Here is an 18,821-nt window from a genome sequence, read left to right as displayed (position 1 = left end):
GTCAGGCCGAGCCGAAAATGGTGGCTTCCGAGAACCAGAGCGGAGCGTACTTGAAGTACGTGAGCACCGGAAGCGCAGGAAGTTGCCATTTGCAGGCCGGCCTCACCTGAATATCGCGTATCCTAAAGAGAGGCGTCGGTCAGCGACTTCTCCAGTCCGGAGAGGTGGATACCGCACTCGGTCTTGGCGTGCCCGGCCCAGCGGCCGCTGCGTGCGTCCTCGCCGGGCTGCACTGGCTGTGTGCACGGGAAGCAGCCGATCGAGAGATAGCCATAGGCGACCAACGGATTTTCGCGCAGCGCATGCGCGCGCATATAGTCGGCCTGATCCGACGTCGTCCAATGCGCGAGCGGATTGATGCGGATGCGCGAGCCGACCGCCTCGAAGACGGGCAACGCCGCCCGCGTGGAGGCCTGGAAGCGCTTGCGCCCGGTGAACCAGGCCCGGAACGGCTCGACGCCGCGCGCCAGCGGCTCCACCTTGCGCACATTGCAGCAGGCGTCCGTGTCGGTCTCGTTGAGCTGGCCGGTCGCATCGACGCGTTCGAGCGCCGCCTCGTCCGGCTTGATCACCCTTACATCCGTCAGGCCGAAATCGGCGACCAGCGCGTCGCGATAGCCGAGCGTCTCCTCGAAATGCTTGCCGGTGTCGAGGAAGATCACCGGCAGCGTGCGGTCGATCTCCGAGATCATGTGCAGCAGCACCGCCGAATCCGCGCCGAAGGACGAGACCGCCGCGACCTCGCCGCGGAAGGATTCGCGCGCCGCGCGCTCGATGATCTCGATCGGCTTCAGATGGCCGAGCAGCGCGTCGAGCCCGGCCGCTTCGGCGGCGATGCCGGCCTCGACGTCGACAATACGGTCAAGCGGCCTTGGTTTCGCCAGCATAGAGCGCCTCCTTGAACGGCGCGGGACCGACTCGGCGGTAGGCGTCGATAAAACGTTCATCGGGACTGAGCCGAAGGCCGAGATAGGTGTCGACGATCTGCTCGATGGCATCGGTGATCTCTTCCGATGAGAAGCCGCGGCCGATGATCTCGCCCACGGAGGTGTTCTCGTCGGCCGAGCCGCCGAGCGTCACCTGGTAGAGCTCGGAGCCTTTCTTCTCGACGCCGAGGATGCCGATATGGCCGACATGGTGGTGGCCGCAGGCATTGATGCAGCCGGAGATCTTCAGCTTCAATTCGCCGATCTCGCGCTGCCGCTCCAGAGAGGCGAAGCGCTGCGAGATTTCCTGCGCGATCGGGATCGAGCGCGCCGTGGCCAGCGCGCAATAATCCAGGCCCGGGCAGGAGATGATGTCGCTGATCAGGTTGGAATTGGCGGTCGCGAGACCGATCTCGACCAGCGCATCATAGACCGCCTTGAGGTCGGCGCGTGCCACATGCGGCAGGATCAGGTTCTGCTCGTGGCTGACGCGCAACTCGTCGAAGGCATATTTCTCGGCAATGTCGGCCACCGCCTCCATCTGGCTGTCGCTGGCGTCGCCGGGCACCTCGCCGATGCCCTTGAGCGAGATGGTGACCGCCGCATAGTCGGGATGGCGATGCGTCACGACATTCTGGTCGAGCCATTCCGAGAAGCTCTTGGAATCAAGCCGCGCCTGCTTCACCGCATCGTCGCCCTCAGGCCGGGCGGTCAGCGCCGGCGGCGCGAAATAGGCGTTGATGGCCTGAATGTCGGCCTCCGGCAGCTTCAGCTCGGCGTCCTTGAGCTCCTGCCATTCTGCTTCGATCTGGCGGGTGATCTCCTCCACGCCGGTTTCGTGCACCAAGATCTTGATGCGCGCCTTGTACTTGTTGTCGCGGCGGCCGTAGAGGTTGTAAACGCGCAGGATCGCCGTGCAGTAGGACAGAAGATCGGCTTCCGGCAGGAAATCGCGGATCTTCTTAGCCACCATCGGCGTGCGGCCCTGGCCGCCTCCGACATAGACCGCGAACCCAAGCTCGCCGGCCGCGTTCTTCTTCAAATGCAGGCCGATGTCATGCGTCTGGATGGCAGCGCGGTCGCGCTCCGCACCCGTCACCGCAATTTTGAACTTGCGCGGCAGGAACGAGAATTCCGGATGCACCGAGGACCATTGGCGCAGGATTTCCGCATAGGGACGCGGATCGGCCACCTCGTCGGCGGCGGCGCCCGCGAAATGATCGGCGGTGACGTTGCGGATGCAATTGCCGCTTGTCTGGATCGCATGCATCTCGACGCTCGCGAGATCAGCCAGGATCGCCGGGATATCCGACAGGGCCGGCCAGTTGAACTGGATGTTCTGGCGCGTGGTGAAGTGGCCGTAGCCCTTGTCGTATTTGCGCGCAATATGGCCGAGCATGCGCAACTGCTTGCTGTTCAGCGTGCCATAGGGCACGGCGATGCGCAGCATATAGGCGTGCAGCTGCAGATAGACGCCGTTCATCAGCCTGAGCGGCCGGAACTGGTCCTCAGTGATCTCGCCGGCAAGCCGGCGCTGCACCTGGTCGCTGAACTCGGCAACACGGGCATGAACAAAATCCTGGTCGAACTCGTCGTAACGGTACATGCTTCGTCTTTCCGGGCGCGTCCGCCCGCTGCTTTCTAAAAAACCTAGGCCCCGATGGCTTCCGGGGCCGCCTGCTTGCCGAGATCGGTGCGGATGGTCGGGCCAGCGGCGCGGATCTTTTCGCGCAGCCGCACCGGCTCGGCCAAACCGTCGATGACTTCGACGTCGATCAGATTGACGTCGACCACCTCATTGTTGGCGGCGGCCGAGGCGCCGATCGCTTCCAGCCGGTCCTCCGCCGCCTTGTCATGCGCGATATCCGCATGGCCGACCGTCTCCGCCCAGCCGCCATCGGCGTACCAGACGGCGATGCCGTCGGAGAGCCTGTTCGCGGTTAGAACCTTCATGGCTGAACTCCTTCGGCGACGGCTGAAGCCGCGCCCTCATGTCTATGTGCCGCGAGCGGCTCTGATCGTTCGAAATTGGCGCCGGCGACCGCATCGCCGATGATCGTCATGACCGGACCGGTGAGGTCGGCGCGCTCTTCCAGCGACGGCAGGTCGGCGAGCGTGCCGTGAAAGCGGCGCCGGGTGCCGAGGCTGGCATTCTCGACCACCGCGACGGCCGTGTCCGGCGACAGCCCCGCCTCGATCAGCCGTCCAGCGACTTCCGCCGCGACCGAACGGCCCATATAGACGGCGACGGTCGCGCCGGAGATGGCGAGCTTGGCCCAGTCCGGCAGCGAGTTGCCCTTGAGGTCGTGGCCGGTGGTGAACACCATCGAGGATGAAACACCGCGCAAGGTCAGCGGCAGTTCGAAATCGGCGGCGGCGGCAAAGGCGGCGGTAACGCCCGGAACCACCTCATAGGCAATGCCGGCATCACGCAGCGCAGCCATCTCTTCCCCGGCACGGCCGAACACCAGCGGATCGCCGGACTTCAGCCGCACCACGCGCTTGCCGGCACGGCCTAGTTCGATGAGCAGCGCGTTGATCTCTTCCTGGCTCTTGGAGTGGCACCCCTTGCGCTTGCCGACCGGCAGGCGCTCGGCATCGCGGCGCCCCATCGCGACGATCGCCTCCGGCACCAGCGCATCATAGACGATGGCATCGGCTTCCATCAGCAGGCGGTGGGCACGCAAAGTCAAAAGGTCCTCCGCGCCCGGACCGGCGCCGACCAGCGCGATATGGCCCGCGGCCGATGCATCCGCGCTCAGAAGTTCGAGCGCCGCGCCATGCGCTTGGGCGTGGTCACCGGCTTCGATGGCCTTGGCCGGCACGCCGGCGAAGAAATCGCTCCAGAAGCGGCGACGGCGATTGCCCTTCGGTAGTTTCTCCGCGGCGGCGCGGAACGACGCGGCAAGCGCCGCCAGCCGGCCGAGCGAAGGCGACAGCATGCGGTCGATGCGGACACGCAGCATCTGGGCCAGAACCGGTCCGGCGCCCTCGGTGCCGATGGCAATCGCAACCGGCGCGCGGTTGACCAGCGCCGGAGTGAAGAAATCGCACACGTCCGGCTGGTCTACCGCATTGACCGGAATGCCCAACCGGCGCGCATCCTCGGCGACGCGGCGGTCGAGCGCCTTGTCGCCACTGGCTGCGAACACCAAGACGGCATCCTGAAGATGCGCGGCCTCATAGGCGGCATCGACGTGAACGGCACCGGAAGCCGCGATAAAGGCAAGCAGGTCGGGATCGGCGTCGTCGGCAATGATGCACAGCGCCGCGCTCGACTGGGCGAGCAGCCGGGCCTTGGCAAGCGCCTCCTCGCGATTGCCGATTATGGCCACGGCTTCGCCGTCGATCCGCATGAAGACCGGGAAGGCATTGAGTTTGACGTTGGCTGGCGACATGGCGACGAGCAATATTGAAACAGTTTGGCAGTTTTACGCGGGCTGGCCGAAAATCAGAAGGCAAGCACTCGCGCGTCGCCGAACGGCAGGCAATCGCTTTTTCGCAGCCGCAAAAGGCCGGAGAAAAAAATTCTACTTTTTAGTGGAGGCGGGCAGATCGCCTCAAGAGAGCGCCTTGATACGCCGTAACTTTTAGCGCCGGACCTGGAAAGTGGCAAAACAGTTTTTTCTAAATTCTACTAAGTTAGTAGATTAAAGCCGACCTCACCGGACCGGCGCTCAGCCCCAATCTGAGGCGAACGATCGAGGCATCGCCATCAAGCGGAACAATCCTGCTTCGCGGCTCGTTTGGCTAGCAATCCATTCTGTCGATCCTGGGCTCGACCGGTCGGCAACCCGCAAGCAACGGAGGAACGCCATGAACATCAAGCTGAAGCACGGATTGTGGGTCGTCGTGGCCGATGGTGAAAAGGCGCTTTTCCTGCGCAACCAGGGCGACAACAAGTTCCCGAACCTGGAGGTGGTGCAGGAGATGGAGCAGGAGAACCCCGCGACGCGTGAGCAGGGTACGGACAAGCCGGGCCGCCAGAGCAACGAGGGCCCCCGCAGCGCCGTCGAGGAAACCGATTGGCACCGCCTCGGCAAGGAACGTTTCGCTGTCGAGATTGCCGACCGGCTCTACAAGCTCGCGCATAGCGGCGCGTTCGACGCGGTCGTGCTGATCGCGCCGCCGCAGGTGCTTGGCGAGATGCGCCAGAAACTGCACAAGGAAGTTAGCGAGAAGGTGCAGGCGGAAATCCCAAAGACGCTCACCAATCACACCATTCCCGAGATCGAGACCCTGCTGCAGGCGGCATAAAGCGGCGGAAGGAAAGCAGCTTCGGGCCGAATTGGGTCTCGAGGCCGCCCCTTTGGCAGCGCGGGCTGATTTTACGCGGCGCGCCCTTCTTCAGCGTCGATTTCTGCGCGACGGCGGTTGCATCACCGCCGCTCCGTCCACCATATTGTCGAAGGCGACGGCCTCGGCGGGCGCCCATCCGAAATCGTGAATTTTCGAAAGGCGCGCAAAAGACAATGCCGCATGACACGCCCCTTATCGCCACCATCGTTGCCGGTCTGGGGCTGGCTTTCGTCTTCGGGGCTTTAGCCAACCGTTTCCGCATCCCGCCGCTTGTCGGTTATCTTGTCGCCGGCGTCCTTGTCGGGCCGAACACGCCCGGCTTTGTCGCCGACGCAAGCCTTGCCAACGAGCTCGCGGAAATCGGCGTCATCCTTTTGATGTTCGGCGTCGGCCTGCATTTTTCGCTGAAGGACCTTCTGTCCGTCCGCGCCATCGCCGTGCCGGGCGCGATCGTGCAGATCGGTTTTGCAACCCTGCTTGGCGTCGGGCTTGCCTGGTTGCTCGGCTGGCCGCTGGGCGCCGGCCTGGTCTTCGGACTGGCGCTTTCGGTCGCCTCGACTGTGGTGCTCTTGCGCGCCTTACAGGAACGGCGATTGATCGGGACCGAACGCGGCCGCATCGCGGTCGGCTGGCTGATCGTCGAGGATCTCGCCATGGTGCTGGCGCTGGTGCTGTTGCCCGCGCTCGCCGGCGTGCTCGGCGGCCAGGCGCAGGTCGATGATCATACGAGCCTGCTCTCGCTGCCCGCCAGCTACGGCATATGGGGCGTTGTCGGCATCACGCTCGCCAAGGTCGCCGCCTTCGTCGTCGTCATGCTGGTGGTCGGCCGCAGGGTGATCCCCTGGATCCTGCATTATGTCGCCCACACTGGCTCGCGCGAATTGTTCCGGCTTTCGGTGCTGGCTATCGCGCTCGGCGTCGCCTTCGGTGCGGCGAAGCTGTTCGGCGTCTCGCTGGCGCTCGGCGCTTTCTTCGCCGGCATGATCATGAGCGAGTCCGAGCTCAGTCATCGCGCGGCGGAAGAATCATTGCCGCTGCGCGATGCCTTCTCGGTGCTGTTCTTCGTCTCGGTCGGCATGCTGTTCGACCCGCTCAGCCTGATCAGCAACGGCCTGCCGATCCTCGCCACCTTGGCCATCATCGTCGTCGGCAAGTCGATTGCCGCTTTCGTCATCGTCATCGCCTTCCGCTATCCGATCGCCACCGCGCTGATGATCTCGGCGAGCCTTGCCCAGATCGGCGAGTTCTCCTTCATCCTGGCCGAACTCGGCGTCGGCCTGAAACTGCTGCCCGAGCAGGGCCGCGACCTGATCCTGGCAGGCGCGATCCTCTCGATCCTGCTCAATCCGCTGATGTTCCTGGTCGTCGACTGGATGAAGCCGTGGCTGGAAAAGCGCGCCGGCAAGGCCGCACCGGTCGAAGAGCAACGGCCGATCGGCCCGGCCACCGAGCTCGGCCAGGTCGCGTCGGTGTCAGCGGCCCCAGGCAAGGAAGACGGCCCGCCGCCCAAAACCGCGCTTGCCGGCCATTCCATTCTGATCGGTTACGGCCGCGTCGGCAGCCTCGTCGGCGTAGCGCTGAAGGAAGCCGCCCTGCCCTTCCTGGTGATCGAGGATGCCGACAAGACGCTGGCCAAGCTGCGTGACGACGGCATCGAGACGGTGGCCGGCAATGCCGCCAATGCGGATGTCTTCGCGGCCGCCAATCCGGAAGGCGCGAAGCGGCTGATCCTCGCCATCCCCAATGCCTTCGAGTCCGGCCAGATCGTGCTTCGAGCCCGCGCCGCCAATCCTGCGATCAATATCATCGCCCGCGCGCACTCCGACGCAGAGGTTGAGCATCTGAAAGGCCTCGGCGCCGATACCGTGATCATGGGCGAGCGTGAGATCGCGCGCGGCATCGTCGAGGTGGTGGCCGGCAAGGCCGCCGATCCAGCCGGGCCCGCCATGGCGATCAATCCGCAGCCCGCTTGATGGGCATCAAATTGTGAACGCGGAACCGCCATTCTGCGCGATATCGCTGAGATATTTCGCCGGCGGCTTGCCCAGCGCCTTCTTGAACATGGTGATGAAGGCGGTGACGGATTCATAGCCGAGATCGCCTGACACCCGCTGCACGCTGGCGCCGGCGGACAGTTCCCTGAGCGCCACGATCAGATGCAACTGCTGGCGCCAGCGGCCGAAACTCAGGCCCGTCTCCTTGACGACGAGGCGCGCCAGGCTGCTTTCGCTGAGCGCCACACGGTCGGCCCATTGCGCCAGGGTGCTGCGGTCGGCGGGATCGTCGGCCAGCGCCTTCGCGATCCGTGTTAACCGCGGCTCGGCCGAGATCGGCAGGTGCAATTGCTGCACGGGCATGCGTGGCAAGTCGGCTAGCAGGACCTTTCCCAGGAAATCGCAGCGAGGATCGTCCGGCGCGCACTCCGACAGCTCGATGATCACCTCGCGCAGCAGCGGCGAGATCGAAAGCGTGCAGCACCGATCCGGCAGGTCGGCGGCGCCCGGCTCGATATAGACGAAGAAAATCCGCGCGTTGGCGGTCGCGATGTTGCTGTGTTCCATGCGGCTCGGCACCCACACGCCGCAATGCGGCGGCACCATCCAAAGCCCGCCCGGAACGCGGCAGGTGACGGCGCCGCCAAGCGCGAAGACGAGCTGCCCCTTGCGATGCCAATGCTCGCGCACCTCGGCCCTGGTCTCGGTGACATCGACGCCAACGGCGATCGCCGGCGCGGCCACGTCGTCGACATCGAAATCCAGCCAGGGCCAGCGGAGTGGCTGTCTCATGATTGAAGGTTTTTAGCGATCATTTGGCTTTATCTCTAGATTCCTCAATCGTGAAAGTCGATAGGTTCGCCCCGATATCGTCGCAATCGATCGCGTCTCAGACGCCAATTCAAAGGTGGGCCATGCTCGCTCTCGCCATTTCTTCCGACAGCCCCAGCCGGCTGAACCTCACCGAGGCCGACGAGCCAAGCTGCAATGCGAATGAAGCATTGGTGGCAGTTCATGCAACATCGTTGAACCGTGGCGAGTTGCGCCTGCTCGGCATTCGTCCCGACGGCTGGATACCGGGCCAGGACATCGTCGGCATCGTCGAACGCGCGCCAGCCGACGGCTCAGGCCCGGCCGCGGGCACGCGCGTCGCGGCCTTGGTCGACCAGGCCGGCTGGGCCGAACATGTCGCCGTTCCGACCGACCGCCTCGCCGTCATACCTGACGAGGTCAGCTTCGCCTCCGCCGCCACGCTTCCGGTCGCGGGCACGACCGCGCTGAGGACTTTGCGCCATGGTGGCGATCTCGGCGGCCAGCGGATCCTGATCACTGGCGCAAGCGGCGCGGTCGGCCGTTTCCAGATCCAGATCGCCCGCGAGCAAGGCGCTTCGGTGACGGCGATCGCCTCGGCCCCGCATCACGATGACCTTCGCAATCTGGGCGCCGGGCAGGTCGTCGAGTCGATCGAACTGGCCGAGGGGCCGTTTTCGCTGATCACCGAGTCGGTCGGCGGCAAGAGCCTCGCCGCCGCGATCGAACGTGTCGCCCCGGGTGGAACGATCGTCATGTTCGGCTCGAGCAGCGGCGAGCTCACGCCTGTCGGGTTCCGTCAGTTCGTTCCGGGCCACGAAGGCGCGCGGCTGCAGAGCTTCGCCTACTACACGTCCGGTTCGGCGATCGGCGCCGACATCGCCGCGCTGCTCGATCTGGTCGCCGCCGACAGGCTCGAAACCCGCGTGGCCATGACCGTGCCGTGGACGGAAATCGGCCAGGCCCTGGAGGCGCTCAGGCAGCGCAGCTTTAGCGGCAAGGTCGTTCTCACCATGGCTTGAAATCAGCCAATCACACGTGCTGGCCGCCATTGATGTGGATTTCCGAGCCGGACACGTAGGACGACTGGCCCGAGCACAGGAAATAGATGATGTCGGCCACTTCCGAGGTGGCGCCCAGCCGTCTCAGCGGAATCGTCTCGACTATTCTGTCGGTGCCGGGCGACAGGATCGCCGTGTCGATCTCGCCCGGCGCGATGGCGTTGACGCGGATGCCGTGCGGGCCGAAGTCATGCGCCATCTCGCGCGTCAGCGAGCCGAGCGCCGCCTTGGATGTCGCATAGGCCGTGCCGGCGAACGGATGCACGCGCGTCCCGGCGATCGAGGTGACGTTGACGATCGAGCCCTTGGCGGCGGCGAGCTCCTTGAACAGGCCTCTGGCCAGCATGATCGGCGCGAAGAAATTGACCTGGAAGACGTCGCGCCAGACATGCATCGGCGTCTCGATCGAGTTCATCCGGCTGCCGTCCTTCAGCTTCGGCGAGATGCCGGCATTGTTGACCAGCGCGTGCAGCTGGCCGCCATGCGCCTCCAGCCGGTGACGGATCTCCGAAATGGCGATCCCGACATCCTCCTGGTCGGCGAGGTCGACCTTGATGTGGTCCTCGGGGCCGGCCGGCCACGGGCAATCCTCGGCGAAAGCCTGGCGCGAGCAGGTGATGACGCGCCAGCCCTCGCGCGAAAAACGCTTCACTGTCGCATGGCCGATGCCCCGGCTGGCGCCGGTGAGCACGATGGTTTTTCTGCTGTCGGTCTCGGCCATGAGCTTTGTCTCCGGCCGGACATGTAGCCGAAGGCGGCGGTCATTGCGAGAGGGCGAGTTGCCGCCGCAGCCATGATCCCGGAAAGCAGGTTCCGGTTTTCGGTTTCATGATGGAATAAGAAGCTGGTCCGATCCCGTCGGACGACTTCAACCGCCGCCTAATATGTCCAGGATCGAGGTCTGACGCCTTTTCTTCGGTCCGCCGACATCGCCGGGCGGCACCGGATGCTTGATCGAGGCGGTCGATCCGCTGTCGCTCGGCATGTCGAAGCCGCCGGCGTCGACGGTCTCGGCTGGCCGGGCCTGGCGCGCGGGTCCTGGCCGTGCCGGCGTCTGGGCAACAGGCTGCGATTGAGCGGCGGGCTGCGACTGGCCGACAGGTGCGGGCGGCGCGGGCGGCGGCTGCGAGGCGTCAGCCGACGGTATCTCGTCCGGCACGATCGTATCGGAGGGCGTCGACTTCCAGGTGCCGGGCAAAGGCCGCACAGGCACGCCTTCATGCGCGGCCACCATGAATTCGTGCCAGGCCTGCGCAGGCAAGGCGCCGCCGGTGACTTTCTTCATCGGGCTGCCGTCGTCATTGCCGAACCACACGCCGGTGGTGAGATTGGCGGTGTAGCCGACGAACCAGGCATCGCGCGAATTCTGGCTGGTGCCGGTCTTGCCGGCCGACGGCCAGTTGAACGCCGCCTTCTTGGCGGTGCCGACCTCGACGGTGCCGGTCATCATCGAGTTCATCATGCCCACGATATCGGCCTTGATGACGCGCGGCGCGCTGCCAGTGCTGCCCTCGTAAAGCACCTTGCCGTTGGCGGTCGTGATGCGCTGGATGAAGTGGATGTCCGGCTTGTAGCCGCCATTGGCGAAAGGCACATAGGCCGAGGTCAGTTCCAGCGGCGTCACTTCAGAGGTGCCGAGCGCGATCGAGGTGTTGGCCTGCAGGTCCGACTGGATGCCCATGCGATGCGCGGCCTCGACCACCGCGTCGGGGCCGACCTCCATGGTGAGCTGTGCCGCCACCGAGTTGAGTGACTTCGCGAGCGCCGTCGCCAGCGTGACCTTGCCGTAATATTTGCCGCCGTAATTGTCGGGCGTCCATTTGCCGATCTTGATCGGCGCGTCGTTGCGGATGCTGTCCGGCGTGCGGCCGGCCTCCAGCGCCGCCATGTAGACGAAGGGCTTGAAGGCCGAGCCGGGCTGCCGGCGCGCTTCCGAGGCGCGGTCGAACTGGCTGGTCGAATAATCATAGCCGCCGACCATGGCGCGCACCGCGCCGGAATCGTCGATCGACACCAGCGCCCCTTGGGTGACGTTGAGCTTCTTGCCGCTCTCGTCGATCAGCCGGCGGATCGACTGTTCGGCAAGCTTCTGCAGGTTGAGGTCGACCGTTGTGTCGATGACGATGTCGCCGCGCACGTCGCCGATGAGGTCGGGAAGCTCGTCCATCACCGTATCGGCGACGTAGTTTTCCGAGCCGGTCCAATAGGACGGCGCGCGCGTCGCCGGCGCGCTCAGCGCCGTCTTGTATTCCTTGTCGCTGATCTTGCTTGTCTGGCGCATGGCCGCGAGTACGAGCTGCGCCCGCTCCTCGGCCGCCTTCGGATCGCGCGCCGGCGAAAGCTTCGACGGCGCCTTGAGCAGGCCTGCCAGCAGGGCTGCCTCCGAAAGCGACACGTCGCGCGCGCTCTTGCCGAAATAGCGCCGCGAGGCCGCTTCCACGCCATAGGCGCCCGAGCCGAAATAGACCCGGTTGAGATACATTTCGAGGATCTGATCCTTCGTGTGCTTGTGCTCGAGCCAGAGCGCCAAAAGCACTTCCTGGACCTTGCGCTCCAGCGTGCGGTCCGGCGTCAGGAACAGGTTCTTGGCCAGCTGCTGCGTCAGCGTCGAGCCGCCCTGCGAGAAATGCCCGCCGACGAGGTTGGTGACCATGGCGCGCGACAGGCCGATCGGGTCGATGCCGAAATGCGAATAGAAGCGCCGGTCCTCGATGGCGACGACGGCCTCCGGGATATAGGGCGACATTTCGTGCAGGCCGACGGCCTCGCCGCCCGACGCGCCGCGATTGGCGATCAGCGCGCCATCGACCGAGACGATCTTGATGTTCGGCGCACGGTCCGGGACCGACCACGTCGTCGCCGCCGGCATCTTGGCGCCGTAATAGACGACGACGCCGGCGGCCGCGATGCCGCCCCAGATGCACAGCACGAAGCACCAGTAGACCAGCCGGCTGGCGATGCCGAGCAGCCCGCGCCGGTTGCGGTCGCGGCCGCGGCCGCGTGATTTCGCCTTGGCGGATCTGCCCCTGGCAGCGGATTTGCGGGTGCGCGGCACGACGCGATCCTCCTCGCTCACCGAAAAGCTCTCGGAGGATTTCGCCCGCGGCGATCCCTCGAAGCTCGGTTCGATGCGACTGTCCCTGCGGTTCGCCATGCGCTCTTGCTGTCTGTCCCCGATGCCGATGGCGTTCGGTTGAAGACTAGATGCGGCGGTTTAAAGGCGGGTTAAAGCAGGGTTTATGCAGCCTTTTGAAAACCGTTGGGATTTTCTGAATTCGGCTTCTCACTGATCGCCGCGGGCAGCAGCCGACTCACCCGGCGCAGTCTGGCTCCTCACGGCGCCGGCGGCTGGCCACCGTGATCAATTCTGCTGGATCGAAATTCCCTTGTCGTCGATCTTGAGCTCGACGCCTTTCGGCCTTGTCTGCTCGCGATAGACATAGACGCCGAGCGCAATGACGACGACCACGAGAGCGCCGATGATGACATAGAGCATGTTCTGCTTCATGGCGCGTCCCCGATGCCTGCTGGAAGATCAGGCCTGTTTCACCAGCTTGATCAGCACCAGCAGGACCACCGCGCCGATCGTGGCGTGGATGATCGCGGCAAGGATCCCGCCGCCCACGGCAAAGCCAAGCCTTGGGAATATCCAGCCGGCAATCAGGGCGCCGACGATGCCGACGACGATGTTGCCGACCAGTCCGAAGCCGAAACCCTTGACGATCAGGCCGGCAAGCCAGCCGGCGATCGCGCCGATGATGATGAAAACGAGCAGGCTTTCAATTCCCATTGCCAATCCCTCCGTGAGCGGAGGACCAACGAAGCCACGCACCCCGAATCGGCCATCCGATTGTGACGGATGGAACCTATTGGAAAGCGGCCGGCCTCGCCAGCGCCAGCTTCAATCGTCGTCGGCACCAGATGCCGGACGCCAGCTCGTCGGATCGACCCTCTTTTGCGTGTCGCTGTCGGTGTAGACCCACCAGCCGCCATCGCGATACTGGCCGACGGATTCATTGACGACGCCGTCGCCGTCTTTCCACAGGATGGTGACCTTTGAGCCGTCCTTTGGGGCGCTTTCTATCGGTTTGCGCTCTGCCATATCACTCCCTCCACGAACCGGCCCCAACGTCCTTTCGACGCGCCGGGTTCCGTCAGCTATGGGCGAAGATATCTTCCTCGGCCCAGCCCATCAGGTCGAGCTTGGCGCGCGTCGGCAGGAAGCGGAAGCATGCGTCCGCCTCCTTGGTGCGGTTTTCGCGCGACAGGCGCGCCGCCAGCACCTCGCGCAGACGGTGCAGATAGAGCACGTCGGAGGCGGCATAGTCGAGCTGTTCGGGCGAGAGCGTTTCCGCCGCCCAGTCTGAGGATTGCTGCGCCTTGGACAGGCCGATCCCGAGCAATTCGTTGCAGAGATCCTTCAGCCCGTGGCGGTCGGTGTAGGTGCGGACGAGCCGCGAGGCGATCTTGGTGCAGAACACCGGCTCCGCCATCACGCCGAACGCATTGTAGAGCACGGCGATATCGAAGCGGCCGTAATGGAACAGCTTGGTGATCGCGCGGTTGCGAAGCAGGCTGACGAGATTCGGCGCTTTCTTCTGGCCAGGCGCGATCTGGATGACGTCGGCGCTGCCGTCGCCGGGCGAGATCTGCACAACGCAGAGCCGGTCGCGATGCGGGTTCAAACCCAGCGTTTCCGTGTCGATGGCAACCGCCCCGACATTGTAGCGGGTGAGGTCGGGCAGGTCGTTCTTGTGGCAACGGATATCGGTCATTCTCTTCTCCGGATCGCGGCCCGCGGCGCCGCGCATCGCTTGGGATGCGTCAGCAGCAGCGGCGCGTTGCGCTGGTCATTCGTCCTCGCCGCGATCCGGAGAAAAATCAACAGAAAGTTGAATCTCACATCTTGCGAGATTTCCGCCTCACCGGGTCAGAGCATCGAGGATGCGCGCCCAGGACCGCTGTCCCTTGTGGAAGGAGGTCAGTTCGTATTTCTCGTTCGGCGAGTGGATGCGGTCGTCGTCGAGGCCGAAACCGACCAGCAGCGATTCCATGCCGAGATAAGTCTGGAAATCGCCGACCACGGGGATGGAACCCCCACCGCCGGAGGTGATAGCCTGCTTGTCCCATTCGTCGGACAGCGCGTCCTTGGCCTTGGCCAGGAACGGCGAGTCGTAGGAAAGCTGGATTGCCGGCGAGCCGCCATGCGGATGGAATTCGACCGAGCAGTCACCGGGAATGCGCTCGCGCACGAAAGCCTGGAAGGCGGCGCGGATCTTATTCGGGTCCTGCTTGTGCACCAGCCGGAACGACACTTTCGCCGAGGCTTCCGCCGCAATCACCGTCTTGAACCCTTTGCCGGTATAGCCGCCGATGATGCCGTTGAATTCCGCCGTCGGCCTTGCCCAGGTCATTTCGAGCACCGAGCGGCCCTTCTCGCCGGCCGGAATGGAAAGACCGACCGGTCCGAGGAAAGTCTCGGCCGTTTCGCCGAGGCCTTCCCAGGATTTCAGCACTTGGCTGGGCGTCTCCTCGACGCCGTCATAGAAGCCCGGGATGGTGACGCGGCCATCCTTGTCGTGAACGTCGGCCAGCACCTTGGCCAGGATGCGGATCGGGTTGGCGGCCGGGCCGCCATAGAGGCCCGAATGCAGGTCGCGGCTGGCCGCCTTGACAGTAACCTCCTCGCCGACCATGCCGCGCAGCGACACGCAGATCGACGGCGTCTCGCGGTTCCACATGCTGGTGTCGCAGACCAGCGCGAAATCCGCCTTCAACTCGGCGGCGTTGGCTTCCAGGAACGGCTTCAACGACGGCGAGCCGGATTCCTCCTCGCCCTCGAACAGGATGGTGACGCGGCAGGGCAGATTGCCGTGAACCTGCTTCCAGGCGCGGCATGCCTCGACGAAGGTCATCAACTGCCCCTTGTCATCGGCCGAGCCCCGGCCGGTGATCACCTTGCGTCCAGGCTCGATCTCCTTGATCGACGGCGCGAACGGGTCGGTGTCCCACAATTCGATCGGATCGACCGGCTGGACGTCGTAGTGGCCGTAGAACAGCACATGCGGCGCGCCTGCCGGCCCCTCGTGATGCGCCACCACCATCGGATGTCCGGGCGTGTCGCGCACACTCGCGTCGAAGCCGATCAGCTTGAGTTCGGCGACCAGCCATTCCGCCCCCTTGCGGCAGTCGGCGCCGAAGGCCGGATCGGTAGAGATCGACCTGATGCCGAGCAGACCGAACAGCCGCTCCAGGCTCTGGTCGAGATTCTGATCGAGACGCTCAAGGACGGGGGAGATTCTGGACATGCTTTTGGCCTTTCGATTTTGGCCAGACCCTAAAGGGCCACGCCGAAAACGAAAAGCCGTGATTGTTGGACCAACCCGGTCAATCGCTGCCGCAACATAAAAGAAGACCGCCGTGGTGGAGGGGAAACCACGGCGGTCTTTACTCGAAACGATGCGGCAGCCCGGAGAGGGGGATAGGCTGCCGCAGTTTGCCCGGGATAGGCGGGGGACGGGCCTTGCTCCGGACTTCGGCGAAAACTGCCGATGACGTGTATTTGGGTCTGTGAACGTGGCGATTCAAGGGCATGAAAATTACACTTTTGTAACATGCCCGTGAGCGCCCACTTTTCGGCCGGACAGGATCTGTCAGGGGTGTTGCCCGAACGGGTGGGTTCCGCAGCCTTTGGCATGGACCGCGAAGGCTGGCCGCGCTATCCCTGCCGGCATGAAAAAAGGCGACCACCTCTTCCTCGTCGACGGCTCCGGTTACATTTTCCGCGCCTACCACGCGCTGCCGCCGCTCAATCGCAAATCCGACGGCCTGCCGACCAGCGCCGTGCTTGGCTTCTGCAACATGGTTTGGAAGCTGATGCAGGATGCCCGCAACACCAATGTAGGCATCGTGCCGACGCATTTCGCCGTCATCTTCGACTATTCCTCCAAAACCTTCCGGAGCGATCTTTATCCGGAATACAAGGCGAACCGCTCCGCGCCGCCTGAGGACCTGATCCCGCAATTCGGCCTGATCCGCCAGGCGACCGTGGCCTTCAACCTGCCCTGCATCGAGATGGAAGGGTTCGAGGCCGACGACATCATCGCAACCTATTGCCGGCTCGCTTGCGAGGTCGGCGCCGACACCACCATCATCTCCTCCGACAAGGACCTGATGCAGCTGGTCGGCCCTACGGTCGGCATGTACGACCCGATGAAGGACCGCCAGATCGGCATTCCCGAAGTGATCGAGAAATGGGGCGTGCCGCCGGAAAAGATGATCGACCTGCAGGCGCTCACCGGCGACTCGGTCGACAACGTTCCGGGCGTGCCCGGTATCGGCCCGAAGACCGCTGCGCAGCTGCTGGAACAGTTCGGCGACCTTGACGGGCTGCTGGCGCGTGCCTCCGAGATCAAGCAGGACAAGCGGCGCGAGACCATCATAGCCAATGCCGACAAGGCCCGCATCTCGCGTCAGCTGGTGACGCTGAAGAACGATGTGCCGCTGAAGGAGGGGTTGGACGACCTGGTGCTGCATGCGCCGGATGGCCCGAAGCTGATCGGCTTCCTGAAGACCATGGAATTCACCACGCTGACGCGACGCGTCGCCGAGGCGACCGCGACCGAGATCAGCGACGTCCAGGCTTCCGCCGTCATCGTCGAGCGCGCCGATGCCGCGCACGGCCCCGATGTCGGCGCCGGCGCGCCGCCAAGGCAGGCAGTGCCTCAATCAAACGGCGACGCGAAACCCGCCTCGCCAGCCACGAGGGGCGAGGACGCGCCGCCGCAGGGCGACACCCCATCGCTCCTCTCCGCGCTGCGGCTGGAACAGGCGGCGGCGCGCAAGATCGATCCTTCAGCCTATGGCGCGATCCGCGACACGGCCGCGCTGAAGGCCTGGATCGCCGAAGCCCGTGACGCCGGCATCCTCGCCTTCGACGCCGAGACCAGCTCGTCCGACCCGATGCAGGCCGATCTCATCGGCCTGTCCATGGCGATCGCGTCCGGTCGCGCCGTCTATGTGCCGCTTGCCCACAAGAACGGCAATGGCGACCTGCTTGGCGGCGGCATGCTGGAGAACCAGATCCCGGTCCGCGAGGCGCTGGCGCTGCTCAAGCCGCTGCTCGAGGACCGGTCGGTCCTCAAAATCGTGCAGGACATGAAATATGACATCGTCGTGATGAGCCGGCACGGCATCGAGGTCGGACCGTTCGACGACACGATGCTCATCTCCTACGTGCTTGATGCAGGTACGTCCGGCGGCCACGACCTCGCCTCGCTGTCGGAGAAGTGGCTGGGCCACGCGCCGGCGTCGAAGAAGGAACTGGCCGGCTCGGGCAAGAGCGCCATCGGCTTCGATCAGGTCGATATCGAGCGTGCGACAGCCTATGCTGGCGAACAGGCCGATCTGGCGCTGCGGCTGTGGCAATTGCTGAAGCCCCGGCTCGCCGCCAAGGGCCTCGTTTCCGTCTACGAGCGGCTGGAACGGCCGCTGGTGCCGGTGCTTGCCCGCATGGAGCAGCGCGGCATCTCGGTCGACCGGCAGATCCTGTCTAGGCTTTCGGGCGAGCTGGCGCAGGGCGCTGCCCGCGTCGAGGAAGAGATCTACGGCATCGTCGGCGAGCGCATCAACATCGGCTCACCCAAACAGCTGGGCGACATATTGTTCGGCAAGATGGGCCTGCCGGGCGGCTCGAAGACCAAGACGGGGCAATGGTCGACCTCGGCACAGCTGCTGGAAGACCTCGCCGCCGAAGGCCATGAGCTGCCGCGCAAGATCGTCGACTGGCGCCAGCTCACCAAGCTGAAGTCGACCTATACCGACGCGCTGCCCGGCTTCATCAACCCCGGCACCAACCGCGTGCATACCTCATATGCGCTCGCCGCGACGACCACTGGCCGCTTGTCATCCTCCGATCCCAACCTCCAGAATATTCCGGTGCGCACCGCCGAGGGCCGCAAGATCAGGACCGCCTTCATCGCCGAGAAGGGCCACAAGCTGGTCTCGGCCGACTATAGCCAGATCGAGCTGCGCGTGCTTGCCCATGTCGCCGATATCCCGCAGCTCAAGCAGGCCTTCGCCGACGGCGCCGACATCCACGCCATCACCGCGTCGGAAATGTTCAACGTGCCGGTCGAGGGCATGCCTTCGGAGGTGCGCCGGCGCGCCAAGGCGATCAATTTCGGCATCATCTACGGCATCTCGGCCTTTGGCCTCGCCAACCAATTGTCGATCCCGCGCGACGAGGCCGGCGCCTACATCAAGCGCTATTTCGAGCGCTTCCCCGGCATCCGCGACTATATCGAGGAAACCAAGGCCTACGCGCGGGAAAACGGCTTCGTGGAAACCATCTTCGGCCGCCGCATCCACTATCCGGAGATACGATCCTCCAACCCGTCGGTCCGCGCCTTCAACGAGCGCGCCTCGATCAACGCCAGGCTGCAGGGCACCGCGGCAGACATCATCCGCCGCGCCATGGTGCATATGGAGGAAGCGCTGGAGAAGGCGAAGCTCTCTGCCCGCATGCTGCTGCAGGTGCATGACGAGCTGATCTTCGAAACGGTGGAAGCGGAAGTCGAAGCGACTATTCCCGTCGTGCGCCGGGTCATGGAAAACGCGCCGATGCCGGCAGTGTCGATGTCGGTGCCGCTGCATGTCGACGCCCGGGCGGCGGATAACTGGGACGAGGCGCATTAGGCGGCATGCCGAGAGGCGCCGGCGTCAACCGGCTA

Annotated in this window: 16 protein-coding genes; 4 read left to right on the top strand and 12 right to left on the bottom strand. The window is 64.7% G+C overall.

Going from position 1 to position 18,821, the window contains the following annotated elements; genetic code table 11:
• Positions 1-122: 122 nt before the first annotated feature.
• The 4 genes from EJ069_RS30970 to cysG are packed head-to-tail and all read right to left on the bottom strand — an operon-like array spanning position 123 to position 4,324.
• The gene (locus EJ069_RS30970; protein WP_126064356.1) at positions 123-887 is read right to left on the bottom strand and encodes a phosphoadenylyl-sulfate reductase; all 765 of its coding nucleotides are present in this window, start codon (positions 885-887) and stop codon (positions 123-125) included.
• Positions 862-2,532 (bottom strand): nitrite/sulfite reductase, encoded by a 1,671-nt coding sequence (locus tag EJ069_RS30965; protein WP_126064355.1) that lies wholly within the window; start codon positions 2,530-2,532, stop codon positions 862-864. The genes EJ069_RS30970 and EJ069_RS30965 overlap by 26 nt, the downstream gene beginning before the upstream one ends.
• Positions 2,533-2,576: 44 nt before the next feature.
• Positions 2,577-2,879: a DUF2849 domain-containing protein gene (locus EJ069_RS30960; protein WP_126064354.1), complete on the bottom strand. Its 303-nt coding sequence runs from the start codon at positions 2,877-2,879 to the stop codon at positions 2,577-2,579.
• Positions 2,876-4,324: a siroheme synthase CysG gene (cysG, locus tag EJ069_RS30955; protein ID WP_126064353.1), complete on the bottom strand. Its 1,449-nt coding sequence runs from the start codon at positions 4,322-4,324 to the stop codon at positions 2,876-2,878. Before cysG ends, EJ069_RS30960 begins: the two co-directional genes overlap by 4 nt.
• A 418-nt stretch (positions 4,325-4,742) precedes the next feature.
• Between cysG and EJ069_RS30950 the strand changes: the two genes are divergently transcribed.
• Positions 4,743-5,183, top strand: coding sequence for a host attachment family protein (locus EJ069_RS30950; protein WP_126064352.1), 441 nt, complete (start codon positions 4,743-4,745; stop codon positions 5,181-5,183).
• Positions 5,184-5,398: 215 nt separating this feature from the next.
• The gene (ybaL, locus tag EJ069_RS30945) at positions 5,399-7,198 is read left to right on the top strand and encodes a YbaL family putative K(+) efflux transporter (protein WP_189476059.1); all 1,800 of its coding nucleotides are present in this window, start codon (positions 5,399-5,401) and stop codon (positions 7,196-7,198) included.
• A gap of 6 nt (positions 7,199-7,204) precedes the next feature.
• Here ybaL and EJ069_RS30940 read toward each other — a convergent pair whose 3' ends face one another.
• Positions 7,205-8,011 (bottom strand): helix-turn-helix transcriptional regulator, encoded by an 807-nt coding sequence (locus EJ069_RS30940; RefSeq protein WP_126064351.1) that lies wholly within the window; start codon positions 8,009-8,011, stop codon positions 7,205-7,207.
• A 122-nt stretch (positions 8,012-8,133) separates the two neighbouring features.
• Here EJ069_RS30940 and EJ069_RS30935 point away from each other — a divergent pair, with 122 nt between their 5' ends.
• The gene (locus EJ069_RS30935) at positions 8,134-9,051 is read left to right on the top strand and encodes a zinc-binding dehydrogenase (protein ID WP_126064350.1); all 918 of its coding nucleotides are present in this window, start codon (positions 8,134-8,136) and stop codon (positions 9,049-9,051) included.
• Positions 9,052-9,061: 10 nt separating this feature from the next.
• Here the strand turns inward: EJ069_RS30935 and EJ069_RS30930 are convergent, their stop codons facing one another.
• From EJ069_RS30930 to EJ069_RS30900, 7 genes are all read right to left on the bottom strand, one after another.
• Positions 9,062-9,811, bottom strand: coding sequence for an SDR family oxidoreductase (locus EJ069_RS30930; RefSeq protein WP_126064349.1), 750 nt, complete (start codon positions 9,809-9,811; stop codon positions 9,062-9,064).
• Between the two features lie 147 nt (positions 9,812-9,958).
• On the bottom strand, positions 9,959-12,244 hold the full coding sequence (locus EJ069_RS30925; protein WP_126064348.1) for a transglycosylase domain-containing protein: 2,286 nt from the start codon (positions 12,242-12,244) through the stop codon (positions 9,959-9,961).
• Positions 12,245-12,451: 207 nt separating this feature from the next.
• Positions 12,452-12,598 carry a hypothetical protein gene (locus tag EJ069_RS30920; RefSeq protein ID WP_126064347.1) on the bottom strand — a complete coding sequence of 49 codons (147 nt, stop codon included), beginning with the start codon at positions 12,596-12,598 and terminating at the stop codon, positions 12,452-12,454.
• Between the two features lie 27 nt (positions 12,599-12,625).
• Positions 12,626-12,880 carry a GlsB/YeaQ/YmgE family stress response membrane protein gene (locus EJ069_RS30915; RefSeq protein ID WP_042640778.1) on the bottom strand — a complete coding sequence of 85 codons (255 nt, stop codon included), beginning with the start codon at positions 12,878-12,880 and terminating at the stop codon, positions 12,626-12,628.
• A gap of 111 nt (positions 12,881-12,991) precedes the next feature.
• Positions 12,992-13,192, bottom strand: a complete 201-nt coding sequence (locus tag EJ069_RS30910) for a hypothetical protein (protein WP_126064346.1) — start codon at positions 13,190-13,192, stop codon at positions 12,992-12,994.
• 52 nt (positions 13,193-13,244) lie between these two features.
• Positions 13,245-13,865 (bottom strand): ribonuclease D, encoded by a 621-nt coding sequence (locus EJ069_RS30905; protein WP_126064345.1) that lies wholly within the window; start codon positions 13,863-13,865, stop codon positions 13,245-13,247.
• Between the two features lie 147 nt (positions 13,866-14,012).
• Positions 14,013-15,398 carry a M20/M25/M40 family metallo-hydrolase gene (locus tag EJ069_RS30900; protein WP_126064344.1) on the bottom strand — a complete coding sequence of 462 codons (1,386 nt, stop codon included), beginning with the start codon at positions 15,396-15,398 and terminating at the stop codon, positions 14,013-14,015.
• A gap of 424 nt (positions 15,399-15,822) precedes the next feature.
• Here EJ069_RS30900 and polA point away from each other — a divergent pair, with 424 nt between their 5' ends.
• The gene (polA, locus tag EJ069_RS30895) at positions 15,823-18,786 is read left to right on the top strand and encodes a DNA polymerase I (protein ID WP_189476056.1); all 2,964 of its coding nucleotides are present in this window, start codon (positions 15,823-15,825) and stop codon (positions 18,784-18,786) included.
• Positions 18,787-18,821: the final 35 nt, after the last annotated feature.

The organism is Mesorhizobium sp. M2A.F.Ca.ET.043.05.1.1, assembly GCF_003952445.1.
Taxonomy (GTDB): domain Bacteria; phylum Pseudomonadota; class Alphaproteobacteria; order Rhizobiales; family Rhizobiaceae; genus Mesorhizobium.
The sequence above is the reverse complement of the archived record's forward strand: the minus strand, read 5'-3'. Positions and strand labels throughout refer to the sequence as shown.